Below are 19,420 nucleotides of genomic sequence, written 5' to 3' on the forward strand. Positions count from 1 at the left end.
CACAATGCTTCATATAGACTACTTCCAAATCTTACGATTATATTATCGGCGCTGCATCAGCTTGCAGGCAACAGATAATTCCCGTTGCTTTTAGCGTATCGGCTATAGGTTACCGGGAATGCCTTATTTAAATTGCATTATCAGGATTATTATTAACAAGGAATAGCACTATGAAAATTTATAACGCGCTGTCAGCGCTGGCTTTATTAACCATTTTCTCTACTACTTCCGCAGCTGCCGCAGACGGGACAATTAACTTTAAAGGCAGCATTATCGATACTGCCTGTACTGTTGACCTCGACGGTGCTGGCGCGACAACCATGGATGTTATCATGGGAAATGTTCATAAATCCGCGTTTAGCGGCGTAGGATCAACGGCTGGCGGCAGTGCCAGCGCCACTAAATTTACTCTTACCCTGAAGGACTGTCCGGCAACCGCAGCCACGGCAAAAATAAAATTTGATGGTATCGCCTATGCAGGTGATAACACCGTGCTGGCTTTGACTGATGAAGCAGGCGTTGCAACAGGCGTAGGTATTCAGCTCTCCGACAGCAGTGGCGTTCTGCCTTTATATACCGAGTCAGCTTCCTATCCGCTGACTTCTGGTACCACTTCCAATACTCTGGACTTCTATGCTCGCTATATCCAGAAAGCGGCTACCGTCACTGCTGGCCCGGCTAACTCCGTAGCGACTTTTACCGTTAATTATTAATTTGCTGAACGTTAACACCATCCGTTACGGATGGTGTTTTTCATCGCTCCCAGGAGGATAAAACATGCGACATTTCCATATTTTCCTGTTTCTTATCGGGATGTTAAGTATCTCAGGCGCCAACGCTGGCGTCATTATTGGGGGTAGCCGGCTGATTTACGAAGGAAACAAAAAAGAAAAAGCGATCGGTATAGAAAACCCGGATACCTCTCCTTATTTAATCCAGTCATGGGTCGAAGATGAACAGGGAAATACCATTAAAGATACGCCCCCTTTTATTGTCACGCCGCCTTTATTCAGAATGGATGGCGGTCAAAAGAACCTGCTGCGCATTATTCGGGGAGCACGTGCATTGCCTCAGGATAAAGAGTCTCTTTATTGGCTCAATATCAAGTCTATTCCCTCATCATCAGAAGAGAACAGAAACACGCTGCAAATAGCCGTGCGCTCCCGACTCAAACTGATTTACAGGCCAGATGCCCTTTCGGGAGAAACAGCGGAAAAGCATACTGATGAGCTGGTCTGGAAAACAGAAGGAACAACGTTAACCGTTACCAACCCTTCTGATTACTATATGAATTTTATGTTTATAAAAATTAATAATAACAGTATTACCGAAGGTGGACTGGTCGCGCCACGCTCATCCGCAACCTTTAAACTTCCGGCCAGCAATGTTGCTGGCAGCATCAGCTGGAAGTTAATAAATGATTATGGCGGTATCGGCGAGCTACACCATGCTTCACTTTAATTTTAAAGGATGAATCACGAAAGTTTTTTTAACTTTTGCAACTTTCGACCCACCTGTACTTACGCAATGGAATGTGATTATGTATGGAACCTCATCTGCCAGATGTAAGAAAAAAATTAGCCGTTGCCTTTGGCCACTGATGCTGCCAGCCCTGCTGGCTGGTCTGATTGAAAAGCAGGCTAATGCGAGGGAGATGTTCAACCCCAATTTTCTCCAAACCAGCAGCGGAAGTACGGAGATAACCGATCTGTCGGTATTCGAGAATCCGCAGTCTCAGGCGCCGGGCGATTATGTAGTCGATATTTTTATTAACGATAGCTTTGTCGAAACTAAAAAAATCACCTTTTTTAGCCACGAGCGGTCAGCAAGCGAGAAGGTTCTACAGCCCTGTTTAAGCCTGCAACTGCTGGCTTCCTACGGCGTGCGCACCACGGCCTTTCCGGATTTAAAAGAGAACGCGGCGGGATGCGTTGCGGTTACCGCGATACCGCAGGCCTCTGTCACCTTCAATTTTAATACTCAGCGACTGATGTTAAGTATTCCGCAAGCAGCACTGCGCACCAGCGTCAGGGGATTTATTTCGCCAGAGCAGTATGATGAAGGGCTGACGGCGCTTTTCCTGAACTACCGATTTTCTGCGGCTAATAATTATGCCCGTGACATTCATGCTCACGACAGCGACAGCCAGTACCTTAATCTGCGCCCCGGATTGAACATGGGAGCATGGCGGCTACGCAATTACACCGCCTGGAACCGCAGCAGCACCTCAAAAGATAAAGGCAAATGGGATGCCGTCTATACCTATCTGCAACGTAATATTATTCCGCTGAAAGCGCAGCTTACCGTAGGCGAAAGCACCTCGCCTGCCGATATCTTCGAAAGCGTGCCTTTTCTTGGCGCGCAGCTGGTTACAGATGATGAAATGCTACCGGAGAGCCTGCGCGGTTACGCTCCGGTAGTACGAGGAACGGCCCGGACAAATGCTCAGGTTATTATTCGCCAGAACGGCTATATCATTTATCAAAGCTATGTTGCGCCGGGCGCTTTTGAGATCGCCGACCTGTACGCTACCGGCGGCAGCGGTGATTTATACGTCACCATCAAAGAAGCCGATGGCAGTGAGCAGAATCTGGTTGTGCCTTATGCTTCCCTGCCGGTACTGGCGCGTGAAGGCTATCTTAAATACAGCTTCACCACGGGTAACTATCGTCCTTACGACAGCGCCGTTGATGAAAGATATTTCAGCCAGGCGACGGTTATCTACGGCCTGCCCTGGAATATTACGCTGTTTGGCGGCTTACAGGCTGCCGCAAACTACCAGTCGCTCGCCTTCGGCATCGGTAAAAATTTTGGCGGCCTGGGCGCGTTCTCTGCCGACGTGATTAATGCCTGGTCAACGGTAAAAGACCAGGGCAAAACCGACGGCCAGTCCGTACGACTCCGCTACAGTAAAAACTTTTATGAAACGGGGACTAACTTTGCCATTGCCGGTTACCGCTATTCGACCCGTGATTACTATTCTCTGCCCGAGCTGATGGATACCTGGCGTTCAGGCTACAGCTCATTGTACCGGGAACAGGCGCGTAACCGCACGGAGCTGACGCTGAACCAGCATCTGGGCCAGTCCGCAGGCGCCCTGAGCCTCAGCCTGTTACGGGAAGACTACTGGCGTACCAACCGCCGGATGGAGTCGGTTTCTACCAGCTACAACAACAGTTATAACGGCATCAGCTACGGCGTAAGCTACAGCTTTAACCGTAATTCGTCTGACTTCTCCGGCAATCGCACTGACGCCAAAGATCGGATCTTTTCCTTCAACGTTTCCATGCCGCTGAGTCGCTGGCTGCCCAACAGCTGGGCGAACTATACGGTGACCAGCAGCAAACCGGGAAGCGTCAGCCACAGCGCTGGCCTGAGCGGTACGGCGCTGGAAAACAACAACCTTGCCTGGAACCTGCGCCAGGGGTATGCCAGCCAGGGGACGGGCAACAGTGGCAATCTTGACGCCGATTATCGCGGTACTTACGGTGAGGTCACCGCCGGTTATGGCTATGACCAGACGATGAAAAGAGTGAGCTATGGTGCCGAGGGCGGCGTGATTATCCATAGTAAAGGCGTCACTTTGAGCCAGCCCTTTGGCAATACGGCAGCGTTAGTGGAGGCGGAAGGCGCCAGCGGCGTACAGTTAATTAACCAGACCGGCGTTAAAACGGATTTCCGTGGTTATACCGTTGTACCGAACGTTGCCCCTTATCGTCGCTCAGATATTGCGCTTGATACCACCACGCTGCCTGAAGATGTCGATCTGGCGTTAAGCACTCAAAGTGTAGTGCCCACACGAGGTGCGATTGTTCATGCCCGTTTTTCCGCCCGGGTAGGCGGCAGAGGGATCATGACGCTGACGCATAACGGCCAGCCGGTTCCTTTTGGCGCAATGGTGGTGGAGGCTAATGAACAGGATAAGCAGGGATATATTGTCGGAGAAGCCGGCCAGGTTTATCTCAATGGGCTTAAACCTTCAGGGACTTTGCTGGTGCAATGGGGTAAAGCCAAAGAACAGCAGTGTCGCGTGAACTATAAGCTATCTGAAAAGAAAACCGGGAACGGTGTTCAATCTTTGACTGGCGTCTGTCGGTAATTGGAAAGGATTCATTCTGCTGGGCAGAAGGAGTATTGCAGCAATGAGAGTTTTTAAATTTAGCCTGAAAGTAAGAATAATTTTTTTATTATTATCCCTGCCCTCGTTTTCTTGCGTTGGAAGCTGCGTAATGGGTTCGACAGTTAAAGCCTCGACCGGCGCATTAACATTAGCGGTGGATCCAAGAGTGAATATAGGGGAACAAATAGGTATCCGCTACGGTAAGGGATTTGCCGGTCAGACATTTACCGTTATCTGCACAGGAAGCACGCCTTATCGCTCCGCCTCTCTGTTAACGGCCAGTACAACTGTAGCAGGTGCCTATGAAACAGGAATTGCAGGTGTGGGCGTCATCATTAGCGATCTTTACAAGGCAGGCGTAAACGTTCCTCTTAATACATCCGTTTCACCCAATTCGCTGACGCCCTGGGTAAACCAGAATGAAGTCAAACTGACCTTTGTAAAAACTGGCCCAATAACGCCTTCAGCAATCGGTAGTAAGGTTTATGCCAATTTCTATCTGAACGGCGGAGCCTTTGCAACGCTGACGGTAAACAGCCTGGCCATTATTCAAAAAAGCTGTCTGGCGGATGTGAATTCACAAAATCAAACTGTGAACCTCGGCAGCCCAAACCGCAGTGAGTTCAGCGGCGTGGGCAGCACGGCTGCCTCTTCAGAACGCAACTTTAGCGTAATACTACAGTGTGAAGCAGATAATATTCCGGTTCAGGTAACGTTCAATCCGGTAGGAAATTCATCCGCTGACGGCCTGCTGGAAATTGATGCGGATGCGGAAGCAGCGGCGGGCGTCGGCATTGAGGTTCTGGACAGTAGCAGAACCCCGCTTACTTTTGCTGCGGCAAAGACTTACCACGCCGCAGCGGAAAAAAGCATCGAAATCCCATTGATTGCCCGCTACAAACAAACCGGAGAGATTTCACCAGGGAAAGCCAATGCCGCCATGACTTTTACTATTACTCAAAATTGATGCTGGCTGACATTTGAAGTTAAAAAATTTATATTCAATTCAGAATTCATAAGATATACATGCAGTCAAAACTAACAAATTAATTCCTCAAGAGTGCGTTTAACCTGCATTCTGAACAATGACCATAGAACTTTTCAGGAAAAATTCACATAAAACAGTATTAAAGCCACTTGAATGACGAAGGAAAAACGCATTAATATTTACGCCTCGGTTTTACGCGAGAAGTAAAAACAGGAAGGGCTTATTTATATAAGTCCATAAAATAAAAAAGGAGTAGTAAAATGAAAGAACTTTCAGTAATGGAAATGAACGATGTTTCTGGCGCCTATAGCTGGGACTTCACTAACTTCTGGACTGCTGGCGCAAGCCTTATCGGTAATGCTGCCGAACTGGTTGGTTCTGCAGCACTTGGCGCTGCCGTTGGTGGCGCAGCTGGCGCAGTAATTGGTGGTAAGCACGGCGGAGATGGCGGTGGTATCCTGGGTGTGGGTATCATCGGCCAGGGAGTTGGTATGATTGGTGCTGGCATTATTGGTTCAATTTGCTTCGGTATCACGGGCGCATTATTTGGTTGGGATAACACCACTAAATATGCAGAAAACGCAATCAATGGCCTGATAAACGGAACGATTTACTAAATCCGCATGGTTATCAAGAGCCACTCCGGTGGCTCTTTTTTTCTCTCTGGAAACTCCTATGGATAACAATAAAAATAAAAGCCTGTTCCGCAGCGACGCGTTGGATTATCAGCGCCAGAAGTGGACAGGAAAGGCGCTGCTTATTTCTAAGATACCAGCATCTGTTATTACAGGATTTTGCCTGCTTTTTCTTATCGTAGTTATACTGGCTATGATCTTCTTTGATTACAGCAGACGTATTGATGTTGATGGTGAAGTGATTACCCTTCCTCATGCTATCAATATTAATTCACCACAGCAGGGTTATATCACCACCACCTTTGTTAAGGTTGGCGATCGCGTTAAAAAAGGCGATCCGCTGTATGAACTGGACGTTGCCCGTATTACCTCTTCAGGAAACGTCAGCAGCGCCGCCGTCGAATCCATTAAAATTCAGACCGCTAATCTTCACGCAATGATTGCTAAGTTAGAAAGTAATAAAGCGTCTACGCTGGAAAACCTGCAGTCGCAGGTAGACAGCTATGCAAAGGCCCATAAAGAAACCGAGAAGATGGTTAACAGCGCCCGCGAAGGCGTAAAGAAAATGAACGAAAGCCTGAATAATTATGAAAAATATTTAAAAAAAGGGTTAATTACTCAGGACCAGCTTAATTATCAGCGCGCGCAGTCGCTTTCCCAGCAGAGCGCTTATCAGGCGCTGAACAGTCAGAGTATTCAGGAAAAAATACAGCTTTCGCAATTACGCAGCGATAAATTTACGCGTGCCGCAGATTTTGACAACCAGATTATTCAAAATAAATCCCAGCTGAGCGATCTGGAGCGACAGCTGGCCGAATATAAAGCAAATAACAGTATCATTATCAGTGCAAAACTGGACGGTATTATCGAATCGCTTAGCGTAACGCCGGGCCAAATGGTAGAGACCGGCGCCAGCCTGGCGCAGATTAAGCCGGTGGATAACGTGCACTATTTTTTATTGCTCTGGCTTCCGGATAACAGCCTGCCCTATGTAAAAGTGCAGGACGGCATTAATATCCGCTACAACGCTTTCCCTGCTGATAAGTTTGGGCAATTCCCCGGGAAAATCATCTCGATTTCCTCTGTCCCTGCCTCGCCGCAGGAGATGAGCACCTATAGCAGCGGTGCCCGCCAGGAGAAAGGCTCTTATTACAAAGTTCTGGTTGCCATTAACGATACAGAATTCAGTGATAAGGGAAAAAAACTGCAAATATCTGGCGGCCTTCAGGCCAGGGTCATCGTCTTCCTTGAGAAAAAGCCGTTATATCAGTGGGCGATTGCGCCTATAAATAAAATAAAAAATAGCGTGAGTGGAGTTGTCAATGACAGGTAAGTCACTTTTTGAAAAAATTAACAGCAAAATAAATTTTTCACTGCGCCGTAAAGTTCCGAAAATTTTGCAGTCGGAGTCCTCAGAGTGCGGGCTGGCTTGCCTGGCGATGGTCTCTTCTTACTACGGTCTGAACGTCGATTTATTTAACCTTCGTCAGAAGTTCGGCGTATCAACCAAAGGCGCGACCTTAAATCTTGTGGCCGGCATCGCCTCGCAGCTTCAGCTGAAAACCCGCGCGCTTTCGCTGGATATCAATGAGGTCGGTAAGCTGAGAACGCCCTGCATTTTGCACTGGGATATGAACCATTTTGTTGTCCTGGTGAAAGTGCGCCACAACTCATTTGTGATCCACGATCCGGCCTTCGGGCGGCGGGTGGTGGGTATGAAGGATATGTCCAACCACTTTACCGGCGTGGCGCTGGAGCTGTGGCCGGATAAGGAATTCCACAAAGAGACGGTAAAAACCCGGCTGCGCCTGCTGGATCTGATGAAAAATATCAATGGTCTGCCTGGCGCGCTGTTAAAAATATTCGCGCTGTCAGTCGTCATTGAGTCGATTAATCTGCTCCTGCCGGTAGGAACTCAGCTGGTGACTGACCATGTTATCCAGGCGCATGATTACGATCTGCTAACCGTGATCTGTCTCGGCCTGATTATCTTTACCCTGTTTAAAGCCTTTGTCAGCGTAATACGGGCATGGACCTCGATCGCGCTGGGCACGTTGACGGATGTGCAGTGGAAGACCACGCTGTTCGATCATCTGATGAAGCTGCCTTTATCCTTTTTCGAAAAGAGGCATCTTGGCGATATTCAGTCCCGTTTTTCCTCGCTGGACGCCATCAGAACAACATTTACCAACAGCATCGTTACCGGGATTATCGATACCATTATGACTATCGGGCTTTTTGCGATGATGATGGTTTACGGCGGCTGGCTGGTCTGGGTCGTGATGGGCTTTACCCTTTGTTATGCACTGATGCGGCTGGTTACCTATCGCCTGTATCGCCAGCTGTCAGAAGAACAGATTGTCAAAGGCGCCAAATCCAGCTCACACTTTATGGAAACGCTTTACGGTATTTCCACCGTAAAATCCCTTGGTATCGATAATATTCGCTCCAGCCACTGGCTTAATCTGAATATCGACGCCACCAATACCGGCATTAAAATTACCCGGTTTAATATGATGTTTGGCGGCATCAATACCCTGGTCAGCACGCTGGATCAGGTGGCCATACTCTGGCTGGGGGCTTCCATGGTGATTGATAATAATATGACCCTGGGGATGTTTATGGCTTTTAACTCCTACCGGGGACAATTTTCCCAGCGCGCTGGCAGCCTGATCGATCTGGCGCTGAGTCTGCGAATGCTCTCGCTTCATAATGAAAGGATTTCCGACCTTATTTTCACCGAGGCAGAAGAAGCCGTCGCGCCACGGGCTATTTTCAGGCCCGGAGAAGGTATTGCGCTTAACGTCAAACAAGTCAGCTATCAATATGATGCGTTATCAAAACCGATTTTTACCGATCTGAATATTGCTGTTCAGCCCGGGGAAAGCGTTGCTATCGTCGGCCCTTCCGGCGTCGGGAAAACGACCTTGCTTAAAGTCATGAGCGGCCTCCTTATGCCCACCAGCGGCGAAATTCTGGCCGGAGGCCTGGATATTCATAAAATCGGGTTGAATAACTTCCGGCAAAGCATTGCCTGCGTGCTGCAGGATGACCGGCTTTTTTCAGGATCTATCGCGGACAATATCTGCGGTTTTTCCCCGGATGCTAACCGGGAGCTGATTATGGCGTGTGCGGTTTACAGCAATATTCACCACGAAATAATGAGTATGCCGATGGGCTATGAAACCCTGATTGGCGAGTTAGGCGCAGGCATTTCCGGCGGTCAAAAACAGCGGCTGTTTATTGCCCGAGCGCTTTACCGGCGTCCCAGCATCCTGTTTATGGATGAAGCAACCAGCCATCTTGATATCGAGAATGAAAAGGCCATTAATAACGCCATCTCCTCGCTTAAAATCACCCGTATTATCGTGGCCCACCGCCCTTCCACCATCGCCTCTGCCGATCGCGTAATTGAGCTATAGCGGCCCGATTTAAAGCCCGCTGAAAAGCGGGCTTCAGAGCAGCCTATGCGGAATTACTTCGCGTAGGCTTCGGTGGTGATGGTCAGCTTCACGTCGTCGCTGACGGCCGGCACATATTTATCCAGCTTAAAGTCGGAGCGTTTAAAGGTGGTGGTGGCATCAAAGCCAACCGCTTCCTTCTTCACCATCGGGTGCATGCCCTGCTTGTTCAGCACCGCATGCAGCACGACAGGTTTGGTGATGCCCTTGATGGTCAGGTCGCCGTGTACATCCAGGGTATTTTTACCGGTGCTGACCACTTTTGTGCTTTTAAAGGTCGCATTCGGATATTTGGTCACGTCGAAATATTCCGGGCCTTTAAACTCTTCGGTCAGCTTGTCTACGTGCGTATCAATGCTGTTGACCGGAATAGTCACGTCCACTTTAGAATCGCTGACTTTAGCGGCATCAAAATCAATATTGCCGGTAACATCAGACAGATCGGCCGTTGGATGGGAAAAACCGAAGTGGGTCCACGAAACAACAACGGAGGTATGCCCGCTGTCCATTGCGTAATTAACGGGCGCGGCGGCAGAAAATTGTGACCAGAGAGCGGAGCTGATTAATAACGGTAAAGCGACTTTCTTGATTAACGTCATGCCGGTTGTCCTTATTTTCACCAGGAATGTTTAAGGATAGTGCAGCATTAACGGTTTGCCCGATAGTGAAGATATTTGACCGGCTTTGTCAAAAAGATTAGCCAACAGCAAAGGATCCTGGCGATCGAGCGGGACGACCGGGGATCCCTTTTGCAAGATTATCCGGACGCAGCAATGCCTTAACAGCTATCGCCGCGTCCCGTGCGAAAAGCGCGGCTTTAAGCTTTGGCCACAAACGCTTTTACCACATCCTGCCACGGCGTGGTCGCCCGGCCGATCAGACGGCTTAAAGTATGGCTGTCATCATACAGCGCGCCTTTGGCCGCATTGGCATCCGAATCCGCCAGCATCTCTGCCAGCCCGTCAGGCAAACCGGCCGCTTTTAACGCGGCGGCAAAGTCGTCCTGAGGCAAATTTTGATAACGTACGGCTTTACCGCTGGCCTGGGCGATTTCCGCTGCGAACTGCGTCAGCGTATAGGCCTCGTCGCCCGCCAGCTCGTAAACTTTATCAACAGGCGCGTCGCTGGTCAGTACAGCAGCCGCCGCTTCAGCATAATCCTGACGGGTAGCAGAAGCGATTTTGCCCTCGTCGGCCGCACCAATAAACACGCCGTGCGTCAGCGCTGGCGCAATGCTGGCGGCATAGTTTTCGCTGTACCAGCCGTTGCGAAGAATAACGTAAGGCACGCCGGATGCAATCAGCGCCTGCTCGGTTGCCCGGTGTTCATCGGCCAGCCCCATCGGCGAGCTGTCGGCATGAAGCAGGCTGGTATAGGCCAGCAGCTTAACGCCTGCCGCTTTGGCCGCCTCGATGGCCGCTTTATGCTGCGCCTCACGCTGGCCGACCTCGCTGGAGGAAATCAGCAGCACTTTATCCACGCCGCGAAAAGCGTCGGCCAGCGTCTGCGGTTGGTTATAATCGCCCTGGCGTACCTGAACGCCCAGCGCGGCGAGGTCGGCCGCTTTCGCCGGCGAACGCACCACGGCGACCAGCTCTTCGGCAGACGTTCTTTTCAGTAAAGCATCAATCACCAGGCGGCCAAGCTGGCCGGTTGCTCCGGTTACTGCAATCATAATGTTCTCCTTAGCGGTGATAAAAGCGCATCCGGATTAGCCCCGGAAGCGTTGTGTTCAATCAGCCTATGCCATACACTAACCAAAAGTAAGTACTTACAGGTTTGTTAGTATGGAAAAAAATAGTTCCTCAATCGTTTCGCTTCGCGACAGGCTGCAACGCGGCGAACTGTTGAACCGCGACTGTCCGTCGCGCGAAGTATTAAAACGCCTGACCGGCCGCTGGAGTTTGCTGGTGCTGATTGCGCTGGAGAACGACACGCTGCGCTTTGGCGAACTGCGGCGCAAAATAGGCGGCGTCAGTGAAAGAATGCTGGCGCAAACGCTGCGTTTTATGGAGGAAGACGGCTTTGTGGAGCGTATCGCTTATGAAGTGATCCCGCCGCACGTTGAATACAAACTTACCGTGTTGGGTCATGAAGCGCGCGACCGCATTACGGGCCTGGCCGACTGGATCGAGGTTAATCTGCATCAGATTATTGATAACCGCCGCCAGTTTTCAGCAGAGGAATAAATCTGTATTCGGCGGCGGCCAACGCCATGCTGCTGATTTGCTCCTTTTCCCTTCCCGGCAAAACGGTTGATAAAGTTCACCTTACCCAGTGATGGCATATTATTTTCGCCGACCCTAAATAAAAAAGGCCTTCATAATGAAGGCCTTTAATAATTAAGCGCGCCATTTATCGCTTCGGCGCCGCATCCGGATACATCGCCAGCAGGCGACGCGTAACGCCGTTTGTCCAGCCGAATCCATCCTGCAACGGATATTCGCCGCCGCCCGCTAATACCGGCGCGCGGCCGGCAACGTTATATTTCTCCACCATCTTATGGTGACGATGATAGGTAGCGCCCGTTACCTGAAGCCAGCGTGCGGCTATTTCTTTCGCCAACAGCTCTTCACCGTAGTTATTAAAACCCTTGATCGCCATCCACTGCATCGGCGCCCAGCCGTTGGGTTTGTCCCACTGCTCACCGGTTTCTTCTACCGTAGTCAGCACGCCACCCGGCGCCAGCAGATGCGAGCGTACCGCCGCAGCGGTGGCAGCCGCCTGCTCCAGGCTGGCCATTCCTACGTAAAGCGGCGTCACGCCAGCCGCCGAGAAAGCGCCTTTTTCGCGCTCCCGCCAGTTGTAGTCGCGGTACAGCTCGGCCTGTGCGTCCCATAACCAGGCATCGACCGCTTCACGGCGGCGCACGGCTTTTTGCTGAAACAGTTCTGCGGTCGCACGATCGTTTTTACGGGCAGACAGGCGAGCGATCGTGGTTTCCAGCTTGTAGAGAAACGCGTTTAAATCGATCGGCACAATGCTGGTGGTCTGGATGCTTTCCAGCCGTCCTGCTTCGCTCAGCCAGCGGGAGGAAAAGTCCCAGCCGGAAGCCGCACCCGCCCGCAGATCGCGATAAACCTCGCTGGAAGGACGCGCCGAGTTTCTGGCGGTTTCCACGTCTTCAATCCAGGATTCGTCGCGCGGCGTATCGCGATCGTCCCAGTAGCGATTCAGTACCGATCCGTCCGGCATCATCACCACATGACGCCATGCTTCGCCGGACGTCAGCGACTCCGTGCCGTCCATCCAGAAGTCATATTCACGCTTCAGCTGACGAAGATAACGCTGCGCCTGGCTAACGCCATCTTTTTCAAACAGTTCGACCATCAGCGCAAACACCGGCGGCTGCGAGCGGCTCAAATAATAGGTGCGGTTGCCGTTTGGAATATGGCCATATGTGTCGATCATCCACGCAAAGTTATCCGCCATCTGGCGCAGCAGATCGGTCTGTCCGCCAGCCGCGAAGCCCAGCATGCTGAAGTACGAATCCCAATAGTAGGTTTCGCCAAAGCGGCCGCCCGGCACGACATAAGGTTCCGGCAACGGCAGCAGCGAAGAAAATTCAGAATGCTTTTCCGGCTTGCGCGTCAGTACCGGCCACAACGAGTCAATATGCTCGCCCATGCTTTTTGCCGGATCGGCCACGTAGCGGCTGTCGTTAATTTTCGGCAGGTCGAAATTCTCCAGCACAAAGGCCAGCAGGTTAAAATCCTCTCGCTCGCGCTGAATAAAGTAGCGGTAGAGGATCATCTCCGGTTCGATTTTCGGCGCGCAGTCTGCAAAGGTTTTGCTGTCGGCAAAGATCCTTGCGCTCTGCACGGCTTCAAAGAGTTCCTGGTAGCGATCGGAAGGCGTCAGAATATCCGGCGCGGGCAGTCCCTGAATGGGTTCAGGCTGCGGTTCGGCCAGCATATCCAGCGCTTCATAATCGTGATAATAAGCTTCGTAATCTGCCAGGTTATTGTCAATGGTCAGGTCGTTATGATTAAAAGCGATAAAAACCTCCTGATGTCGATGATTGACAATGTGGTGTACGGTTAATTATGTATAAGGTTAAGTATAGTACTCGTGTCTCATAGTGCAAATAAGCGCGAATATGACAGAAGTTAAGATAATATTTCAAAAAATAAACAAACAAAGAATAATGGCTATTTCCATCCTTGATTAAAGGAATAGCAAGAGGTGAAACCCCTCTTACATTTTCTGAAAAAAATGAAATAAAGCAGCCGCCCTCTCTTTAGCAGGTTCAGGCCCACCTTGCCCCATCTTTCGGGCTTCCGCCTGTTGCTTCTTTCTGCTTGCCCGCAGTCGGTACAAAGCAGCTTCAATCGAAAATTAAAGCGATGCTTTTTCATTCTTTGAAAAATTATTTAAATTTCTCATTTACATTAAATTTAAACGGCCGAATACTAATGCGGGTCAAATGCTGTTATGGCGATGGCAGCGATAAGTTTATCTGATAGCAAACCAGCCCTTTCAAATACGATTAAGGAAATCTCTTGGCACCGGTAGTAAATAAATCCGCAGCGTTGCACTCGGAAAGTCTTACAGATGAAGACGACAGTTTAGTTTCTCCCGTTAATTCTCCTGATATAAATAAAACCTATATTATTCGCGGCACGCGCAGATTTATGCACGCCACGCTGGCGCTGTTCTGCGCCGGCCTGTCCACCTTCGCCGTACTGTACTGCGTGCAGCCTGTGCTACCTGTTTTTTCGCAAAGCTTTCATCTGACGCCTGCGCAAAGCAGCCTGTCGCTGTCGGTAACCACCATCATGATGGCGCTGGGGCTGCTGGTGACCGGGCCGCTGTCGGACGCCATCGGCCGTAAATCGGTGATGTCCGTTTCGCTGCTGCTGGCCGCCTGCTTTACGCTGATCTGCGCCACCATGAGCAGCTGGGAAGGCGTGCTGGCGATGCGCGCGTTGACCGGGCTGGCGCTAAGCGGCGTCGCGGCGGTGGCAATGACCTGGCTGAGTGAGGAGCTGCACCCGGTTTTCCTCTCTTTCTCTATGGGCCTTTATATCAGCGGTAATTCGATTGGCGGCCTGGTTGGGCGGCTCTCTACCGGCATGCTGGCCGATCACTTTTCCTGGAACGTTTCGCTGTTCGTGGTCGGCCTGTTCGCGCTGACGGCCGCCGGGCTGTTTTTCCGCCTGTTGCCCCCTTCGCAGCACTTCCGCGCCACTTCGCTGCGGCCGCACCAGCTGCTGGTCAACTTTATGTTCCAGTGGCGGGATATGGGATTACCGATGCTGTTCCTGGTCGGCTTTATTCTGATGGGCAGCTTCGTGACGCTGTTTAACTATGTCAGCTTTCGCTTTCTGGCCGCGCCTTTTTCCCTCAGCCAGACGGTGGTCGGTCTGCTCTCCGTCGTCTATCTGACCGGCACTTACAGCTCGCCGAAGGCGGGCGTGATGACCGCTCGCTACGGGCGCGGCGTGGTGCTGATGGCTTCGCTGCTGTTGATGCTGGCCGGCCTGATCGCTACCCAGTTCACCACGCTGTTGCTGGTGCTGCCAGGCCTGATGCTGTTCGCCGCCGGTTTTTTCGCCGCGCATTCGGTCGCCAGCAGCTGGGTCGGTCACCGCGCCCGTCGCGCCAGAGGCCAGGCTTCTTCGCTCTACCTTTTCTTTTATTACCTGGGATCGAGCGTGGCGGGGACGCTGGGCGGCGTGTTCTGGCACGGCTACGGCTGGGCTGGCGTCTCCGCATTTATCGCCGTGATGCTGCTGGGCGGGCTATGGCTGGCTAACAAACTGCGCCAAATTCCCGTGCTGGTGAAAAAAGTCCGTTAGTTTTACGGGGCGGCTCGCATTCTCCGCCCCGAACCGCTTCTGCTTAATTTACTTCCCCCTGCGCAGCCATTAAGCTACGGCCACCCGAAAGGTTCCTGTCGCTCATTGTTCAAGGAATAGTGTTATGTCGCTCCACCTCTGGCTTGCCTATGCCGGTATTATTGCCGTTCTTATCGCCGTTCCCGGCCCTTCTGCGTTGGTCAGCATGACGCACGGGCTGCGCTACGGCCGACGCCGCGCGCTGGCGACGGTGATCGGCGGCGTGATGGCGGCCATGACGCTGATGACCGCATCGGCGCTGGGGCTGGGCGCGATCCTGGCGGCCTCCACTACCGCCTTTACCGTGCTGAAAGTGGTCGGCGCCGCCTATCTGATCTGGCTGGGCATCAGCGCCTGGCGCAACAGCGCGCCGGCAGAAAGCATCGTTATCAGCGGCCAGCCGCAGGCGATGCCCGGCCTGCTTAAACTGTTTCGTAAAGGCTATATGGTCGGCATCAGCAATCCCAAAGACCTGCTGTTTTTCGCCGCGCTGTTTCCTAACTTTGTGGAAGCCAGCCAGCCGCACGCTGTCCAGTTCGCCACGCTGGCCGTCACCTGGGCCGTCACGGACTGCGGCCTGATGTTCGCTTACGCCTGCGCCGGTCGCCGCCTTTCTGGCGTATTTGCCAACCCGTCGCGCCTGCGCCTGCTTAATCGTGCCGTCGGCAGCCTGTTTGTCTTTGCGGGCAGCGCGCTGGCAATCTCCGCCCGCTAATGAGCGACGTCGAAAACCTGCACGCGATGGTGATTTTTGCCCGCGTGGTAGAAACGCTGAGCTATACCGAAGCGGCAAAACAGCTGGGGATATCCAAGTCGGCGGTCAGCAAAGAGATCGCCGCGCTGGAAATACGCCTGGGCGCAAAGCTGCTGCTGCGCACCACGCGCAAGATCGCCGTAACCGAGGTCGGCATGACCTGGTATCACTACTGCGCGCGCATTCTCAGCGAGGTAAAAAGCGCCGAGCTTTTTATTCGCCGCTTCCACGAGGAGCCGACCGGCAGCCTGCGCGTCGTCGCGCCGGTTACCTTCGGCTGCCAGTGCATCGTGCCGGTGCTGAACCAGTTCGTGGCGGGCAATTTGCACGTCAGCGTAGATCTCGACCTTACCGACAGGCCGGTGAATCTGGTGGACGATAATCTCGATCTGGCTATCGTCATCCGCCGCGACAGGCCGGAACATCCGCACTGCCTGCCGCTGATGGATATCAGCTGGGGGCTTTACGCCGCGCCAGCCTACCTTGAGCGTTTTAGCGCTATCCAACGGCCGGAAGATCTGACGCGCCACGACTTTATCCTGTTTCGTGGCCCGGCCCATACTATCTCGCTGCCCTTTCGCAAAGAGAAGCAGAAGCGGGATATCGAGGTGCGCAGCCGGTTTCGCGCCAATAACAGTACCGCGCTGGTTAATTCAGCGGTGGCGCAAACGGGGATAGCCTATCTGCCGGATTACGTCGCCCTACAGGCGGTGGAGGAAGGAAAACTCTGTCGGGTACTGCCGGAATGGGAAATGGATCTTTATAAATCCTGGATCCTGACCAAAGAGAACGGCCTGATCTCGCCGCGCGTCAGGCTGTTTATCGCCGCGCTGCAGAAAGCACTGAGGTAAGGCGGAACCGAAGCTCCGCCCTGCATAATCAGTAGTAGTTGCCGTGGCGGTAATCCCAGGTGGTAAAGGTGTCTGACAGCATCGACATGATTTTATCCACGTCCAGCCCTTTACGGATCAGCACCGGACAAGGCGTAATGTTGCGCTCACCCTTCTGCTCCGGCACCAGCTTGCCGTTTTCATCCACCATCGCCACCATCACGCCCTGCTCGTAGCGGGTTTTCTCCGATTCGTTAGGCTGGATAGACTTCACGTAGTCGTTGGCTTCGATAATCAGATCCGCCTGGGATTCGATACGCTCGCCGATGCCTTCGACCAGGCCACGGTTGCCTTTGCCTGATGGGTTAGCCGAACTGGCGAAGGAGAATTTACCGTGGTTTTCCCACAGCTCTTTCGCCAGTTTCTCGCCGGGCACGCCGAATTTAATCACGAAGCAGCTGGTCTGACGGCGATCCATCATCAGATCTTTTGAACCGTCTTCCGGGATACGCGCCACCGCCTCTTCTTTCCACGGCAGGATGCAGCCCAGCAGCACGTCTTTGTCCCAGTGCTGCTGATACAGCGATTCAATTTCCGGGTTCAGCTGCGCCAGCTCTTTCAGCTGCTCCAGCGAGCCACACAGCACCACGCCCGGCTTATTGCGGTTGCGCTGCTTGGCGTCGAACTTGCGCTCCAGGCCTTTCGCATCGGAAGTCATGATGATGTAGCCCACTTTGGTCGGGCAGACGATCATGCCGCCGTCGGCAGACAGGATATTTACCGCTTCCGGCTGCAAGCCGCCGTTCCAGTGAATGGTTTTATTGCTCATGATTGCCCCTGCCAGTATAAGAGTCATGTGGGGGTCAGCGCCTTTTTGGCCTGCCCGGATAACTTCATCCTAACGCAGGCGGCTTTTTTCGCAACAGTCAGGCGCCTCTTTCGGCTATTGTTTCCACCAGGAAACAATTGTTGCAGAATGAGGCCGGATAGCGCCGCCAGACCTGCGGAACAAAGAAAGTTGAACCCTTCGCGGATTTTCGCCACTCACCTTTTTTAGCCTGAGCGAGCACCCTATGCAGATTGCCTTTTTCGCCGAGCAAGATCGGCTTGCCTTAAGCAGTTGGTTTACGTCGCAGGCCGACGTTACGCAGTGGGCCGGGCCGGGCGTCGCCTGGCCGCTGGAAGAGTCGTTTCTCGCCACGCTGCTGGATTCCGCCAGCCAGCAGCCTGCCAGCCTGCTTACTTTTGCCGGAAAACAGGCGGGCGAACTGGCTGCCGTGGCGCAGACAGGCTTTGACTGGAACAACCATCTGGCCTGCCTCTGTCGCGTGGTGGTCAATCCAGCGATGCGGGGACAAAATCTGGCGGAGCACATGCTGCGCCAACTGATTGCGACGGCTTTTCAGCAGGAAGGCATCGAGCGTATTGAGCTACGCGTCTACACCTTTAATCAGGCGGCGATACGTACCTACGAGAAGCTGGGTTTTGTGCGGGAAGGCGTACAGCGGCAGGGCGTGGCGGTAGGAGAAGCGCGCTGGGACTGCGCGCTCTATGGCATGCTGCGTCAGGAATATGTGCAGCCTGAAGCAGCGCGCCGCGCGTAATGGCCGTCACGCGCGGCGCCTGTAGCATCAGGCCGGGATAAGTTTTTCCGCCTTCAGCCTGTCAAACAGCGCGAAAAACGCATCGCGCGTGGGCTGATAACCGGTAAAGCCCGCCTTGCGGCTTTTGCTGACGTCGGTAAAGACCTCCATCGGGCGGCCCAGATCGGCGTCAGTATGCCACCAGGAAACCAGCCGGTTGATATCCGCTTCCTTGAGGTCGAACTGCTGCGCGATGGCTTTCCACTGCTCTGCCGCCGCATCCATCCGCCCTTCCAGCGGCTGCATCTCGTCCGGGTAAGGCGCGGCTTCCACGCCAAAATAGTCGGCGATCTGGCCCCACATCCATTTCCAGCGGAACACGTCGCCGTTGACCACGTTGTAATCTTCATTCTGCGCCGACGGCGTGGTCGCGGCCCATTCCAGCTGCTGCGCCAGCACGCTTGCGCTGGTCATATCGGTCACGCCTTCCCACTGCGCTTTCGAGCCGGGGAAGATAAACGGCTGGCCGGTCTGCTTGCAGAGGCTGGCATAAACGGCCAGCGTCTGGCCCATGTTCATCGCGTTGCCCAGCGCAAAGCCGATAATGGTATGCGGACGGTGCACGCTCCAGGTGAAGCCATACTTCTTCGCGCCCGCAAAGACTTCATCTTCCTGCGCGTAATAGAAGTTATCGACAGGCTGGCGGCCCTGCTCTTCGCGGAACGGCGTCATTGGCACCGCGCCTTTGCCATAGGCGTCAAACGGCCCCAGATAGTGTTTAAGGCCGGTGACCAGCGCCACGTGGCCGCCTTTCAGGCCGTCGCCCAGCGCGTCGATCACGTTACGCACCATCGCGCCGTTTACGCGGATATTCTCTTTTTCATTGGCCTGACGCGACCAGACGCTGAAGAAGACCTTATCAACCTTCAGGTCAGCCAGCGCTTTCTTAACGGATTCAGCATCGGTAAGGTCGGCGGTCAATGCCGTGCAGCCCGCCGGCACCGCCGTGCGGCCGCGTGAAAGGCCATAAACTTCCCAACCGTCGCCGGTCAGCTGCTCTGCCAGTGCGGTACCGATAACGCCGCTGACGCCGACAATAAGTGCGCGTTGTTGCATAAATTTTCCTCCTGATTGCTAATTCATTAAGCTTAATAGAGAATTAAAATCCTATTAGAGGTATAAATTCATATTATTTGAGAATATGAGTCA

General features: G+C 52.8%; 17 protein-coding genes. 12 read left to right on the forward strand and 5 right to left on the reverse strand.

Annotated features, from left to right (window positions below; translation table 11 throughout):
• Positions 1–170 precede the first annotated feature (170 nt).
• The 7 genes from QZH36_RS12270 to QZH36_RS12300 all read left to right on the forward strand — a co-directional run bounded on the left by QZH36_RS12270 (position 171) and on the right by QZH36_RS12300 (position 9,165).
• Complete coding sequence (locus QZH36_RS12270) at positions 171–713, forward strand: fimbrial protein (protein ID WP_301730322.1); 543 nt, start codon at positions 171–173, stop codon at positions 711–713.
• Between the two features lie 64 nt (positions 714–777).
• Positions 778–1,461, forward strand: coding sequence for a fimbrial biogenesis chaperone (locus QZH36_RS12275; protein WP_301730323.1), 684 nt, complete (start codon positions 778–780; stop codon positions 1,459–1,461).
• 193 nt (positions 1,462–1,654) lie between these two features.
• Positions 1,655–4,099 carry a fimbria/pilus outer membrane usher protein gene (locus tag QZH36_RS12280; protein ID WP_301730324.1) on the forward strand — a complete coding sequence of 815 codons (2,445 nt, stop codon included), beginning with the start codon at positions 1,655–1,657 and terminating at the stop codon, positions 4,097–4,099.
• A gap of 43 nt (positions 4,100–4,142) precedes the next feature.
• Positions 4,143–5,087, forward strand: a complete 945-nt coding sequence (locus QZH36_RS12285; RefSeq protein ID WP_301730325.1) for a fimbrial protein — start codon at positions 4,143–4,145, stop codon at positions 5,085–5,087.
• A gap of 281 nt (positions 5,088–5,368) precedes the next feature.
• Positions 5,369–5,725 carry a hypothetical protein gene (locus QZH36_RS12290; RefSeq protein WP_301730326.1) on the forward strand — a complete coding sequence of 119 codons (357 nt, stop codon included), beginning with the start codon at positions 5,369–5,371 and terminating at the stop codon, positions 5,723–5,725.
• A 58-nt stretch (positions 5,726–5,783) separates the two neighbouring features.
• A complete protein-coding gene (locus QZH36_RS12295) occupies positions 5,784–7,076 on the forward strand; it encodes an HlyD family secretion protein (protein WP_301730327.1) in 1,293 nt (430 codons plus the stop codon).
• The gene (locus QZH36_RS12300; RefSeq protein ID WP_301730328.1) at positions 7,066–9,165 is read left to right on the forward strand and encodes a peptidase domain-containing ABC transporter; all 2,100 of its coding nucleotides are present in this window, start codon (positions 7,066–7,068) and stop codon (positions 9,163–9,165) included. Before QZH36_RS12295 ends, QZH36_RS12300 begins: the two co-directional genes overlap by 11 nt.
• A gap of 53 nt (positions 9,166–9,218) precedes the next feature.
• On the opposite strand, the gene QZH36_RS12305 is transcribed toward QZH36_RS12300, so the two are convergent.
• Both QZH36_RS12305 and QZH36_RS12310 read right to left on the reverse strand, forming a co-directional pair.
• On the reverse strand, positions 9,219–9,803 hold the full coding sequence (locus QZH36_RS12305; RefSeq protein ID WP_253456007.1) for a YceI family protein: 585 nt from the start codon (positions 9,801–9,803) through the stop codon (positions 9,219–9,221).
• Between the two features lie 218 nt (positions 9,804–10,021).
• Positions 10,022–10,879, reverse strand: coding sequence for an SDR family oxidoreductase (locus QZH36_RS12310; protein WP_253456010.1), 858 nt, complete (start codon positions 10,877–10,879; stop codon positions 10,022–10,024).
• Positions 10,880–10,991: 112 nt separating this feature from the next.
• Here QZH36_RS12310 and QZH36_RS12315 point away from each other — a divergent pair, with 112 nt between their 5' ends.
• Positions 10,992–11,393, forward strand: coding sequence for a winged helix-turn-helix transcriptional regulator (locus tag QZH36_RS12315; protein ID WP_253456013.1), 402 nt, complete (start codon positions 10,992–10,994; stop codon positions 11,391–11,393).
• A 166-nt stretch (positions 11,394–11,559) separates the two neighbouring features.
• On the opposite strand, the gene treF is transcribed toward QZH36_RS12315, so the two are convergent.
• On the reverse strand, positions 11,560–13,203 hold the full coding sequence (treF, locus tag QZH36_RS12320) for an alpha,alpha-trehalase TreF (RefSeq protein ID WP_301730375.1): 1,644 nt from the start codon (positions 13,201–13,203) through the stop codon (positions 11,560–11,562).
• Between the two features lie 503 nt (positions 13,204–13,706).
• On the opposite strand from treF, the gene QZH36_RS12325 reads away from it, so the two are divergent.
• From QZH36_RS12325 to QZH36_RS12335, 3 genes are all read left to right on the forward strand, one after another.
• Positions 13,707–15,005 (forward strand): MFS transporter, encoded by a 1,299-nt coding sequence (locus QZH36_RS12325; protein ID WP_253456016.1) that lies wholly within the window; start codon positions 13,707–13,709, stop codon positions 15,003–15,005.
• A gap of 124 nt (positions 15,006–15,129) precedes the next feature.
• Positions 15,130–15,759, forward strand: coding sequence for a LysE family transporter (locus tag QZH36_RS12330; protein WP_301252144.1), 630 nt, complete (start codon positions 15,130–15,132; stop codon positions 15,757–15,759).
• Positions 15,759–16,649, forward strand: a complete 891-nt coding sequence (locus QZH36_RS12335; RefSeq protein ID WP_301730330.1) for a LysR family transcriptional regulator — start codon at positions 15,759–15,761, stop codon at positions 16,647–16,649. The genes QZH36_RS12330 and QZH36_RS12335 overlap by 1 nt, the downstream gene beginning before the upstream one ends.
• Before the next feature lie 28 nt (positions 16,650–16,677).
• On the opposite strand, the gene QZH36_RS12340 is transcribed toward QZH36_RS12335, so the two are convergent.
• The gene (locus QZH36_RS12340; protein ID WP_125290242.1) at positions 16,678–17,457 is read right to left on the reverse strand and encodes an L-threonylcarbamoyladenylate synthase; all 780 of its coding nucleotides are present in this window, start codon (positions 17,455–17,457) and stop codon (positions 16,678–16,680) included.
• Positions 17,458–17,701: 244 nt separating this feature from the next.
• Here QZH36_RS12340 and QZH36_RS12345 point away from each other — a divergent pair, with 244 nt between their 5' ends.
• On the forward strand, positions 17,702–18,232 hold the full coding sequence (locus tag QZH36_RS12345) for a GNAT family N-acetyltransferase (RefSeq protein ID WP_253456023.1): 531 nt from the start codon (positions 17,702–17,704) through the stop codon (positions 18,230–18,232).
• Positions 18,233–18,259: 27 nt separating this feature from the next.
• On the opposite strand, the gene QZH36_RS12350 is transcribed toward QZH36_RS12345, so the two are convergent.
• On the reverse strand, positions 18,260–19,327 hold the full coding sequence (locus tag QZH36_RS12350) for an SDR family oxidoreductase (RefSeq protein ID WP_253456026.1): 1,068 nt from the start codon (positions 19,325–19,327) through the stop codon (positions 18,260–18,262).
• Positions 19,328–19,420: the final 93 nt, after the last annotated feature.

It is taken from the genome of Erwinia wuhanensis (genome assembly GCF_030484085.1).
GTDB classification, from domain to species: Bacteria; Pseudomonadota; Gammaproteobacteria; order Enterobacterales; family Enterobacteriaceae; genus Erwinia; species Erwinia aeris.

Excerpts from the sequence above, each read along its gene's own strand:
- QZH36_RS12300 (WP_301730328.1), top strand. The coding sequence starts at position 7,066 with ATGACAGGTAAGTCACTTTTTGAAAAAATTAACAGCAAAATAAATTTT.
- QZH36_RS12315 (WP_253456013.1), top strand. The coding sequence starts at position 10,992 with ATGGAAAAAAATAGTTCCTCAATCGTTTCGCTTCGCGACAGGCTGCAA.
- QZH36_RS12345 (WP_253456023.1), top strand. The coding sequence starts at position 17,702 with ATGCAGATTGCCTTTTTCGCCGAGCAAGATCGGCTTGCCTTAAGCAGT.
- QZH36_RS12335 (WP_301730330.1), top strand. The coding sequence starts at position 15,759 with ATGAGCGACGTCGAAAACCTGCACGCGATGGTGATTTTTGCCCGCGTG.
- QZH36_RS12305 (WP_253456007.1), bottom strand. The coding sequence starts at position 9,803 with ATGACGTTAATCAAGAAAGTCGCTTTACCGTTATTAATCAGCTCCGCT.
- QZH36_RS12280 (WP_301730324.1), top strand. The coding sequence starts at position 1,655 with ATGTTCAACCCCAATTTTCTCCAAACCAGCAGCGGAAGTACGGAGATA.
- QZH36_RS12290 (WP_301730326.1), top strand. The coding sequence starts at position 5,369 with ATGAAAGAACTTTCAGTAATGGAAATGAACGATGTTTCTGGCGCCTAT.
- QZH36_RS12330 (WP_301252144.1), top strand. The coding sequence starts at position 15,130 with ATGTCGCTCCACCTCTGGCTTGCCTATGCCGGTATTATTGCCGTTCTT.
- QZH36_RS12285 (WP_301730325.1), top strand. The coding sequence starts at position 4,143 with ATGAGAGTTTTTAAATTTAGCCTGAAAGTAAGAATAATTTTTTTATTA.
- QZH36_RS12340 (WP_125290242.1), bottom strand. The coding sequence starts at position 17,457 with ATGAGCAATAAAACCATTCACTGGAACGGCGGCTTGCAGCCGGAAGCG.
- QZH36_RS12295 (WP_301730327.1), top strand. The coding sequence starts at position 5,784 with ATGGATAACAATAAAAATAAAAGCCTGTTCCGCAGCGACGCGTTGGAT.
- QZH36_RS12350 (WP_253456026.1), bottom strand. The coding sequence starts at position 19,327 with ATGCAACAACGCGCACTTATTGTCGGCGTCAGCGGCGTTATCGGTACC.
- QZH36_RS12310 (WP_253456010.1), bottom strand. The coding sequence starts at position 10,879 with ATGATTGCAGTAACCGGAGCAACCGGCCAGCTTGGCCGCCTGGTGATT.
- QZH36_RS12275 (WP_301730323.1), top strand. The coding sequence starts at position 778 with ATGCGACATTTCCATATTTTCCTGTTTCTTATCGGGATGTTAAGTATC.
- QZH36_RS12270 (WP_301730322.1), top strand. The coding sequence starts at position 171 with ATGAAAATTTATAACGCGCTGTCAGCGCTGGCTTTATTAACCATTTTC.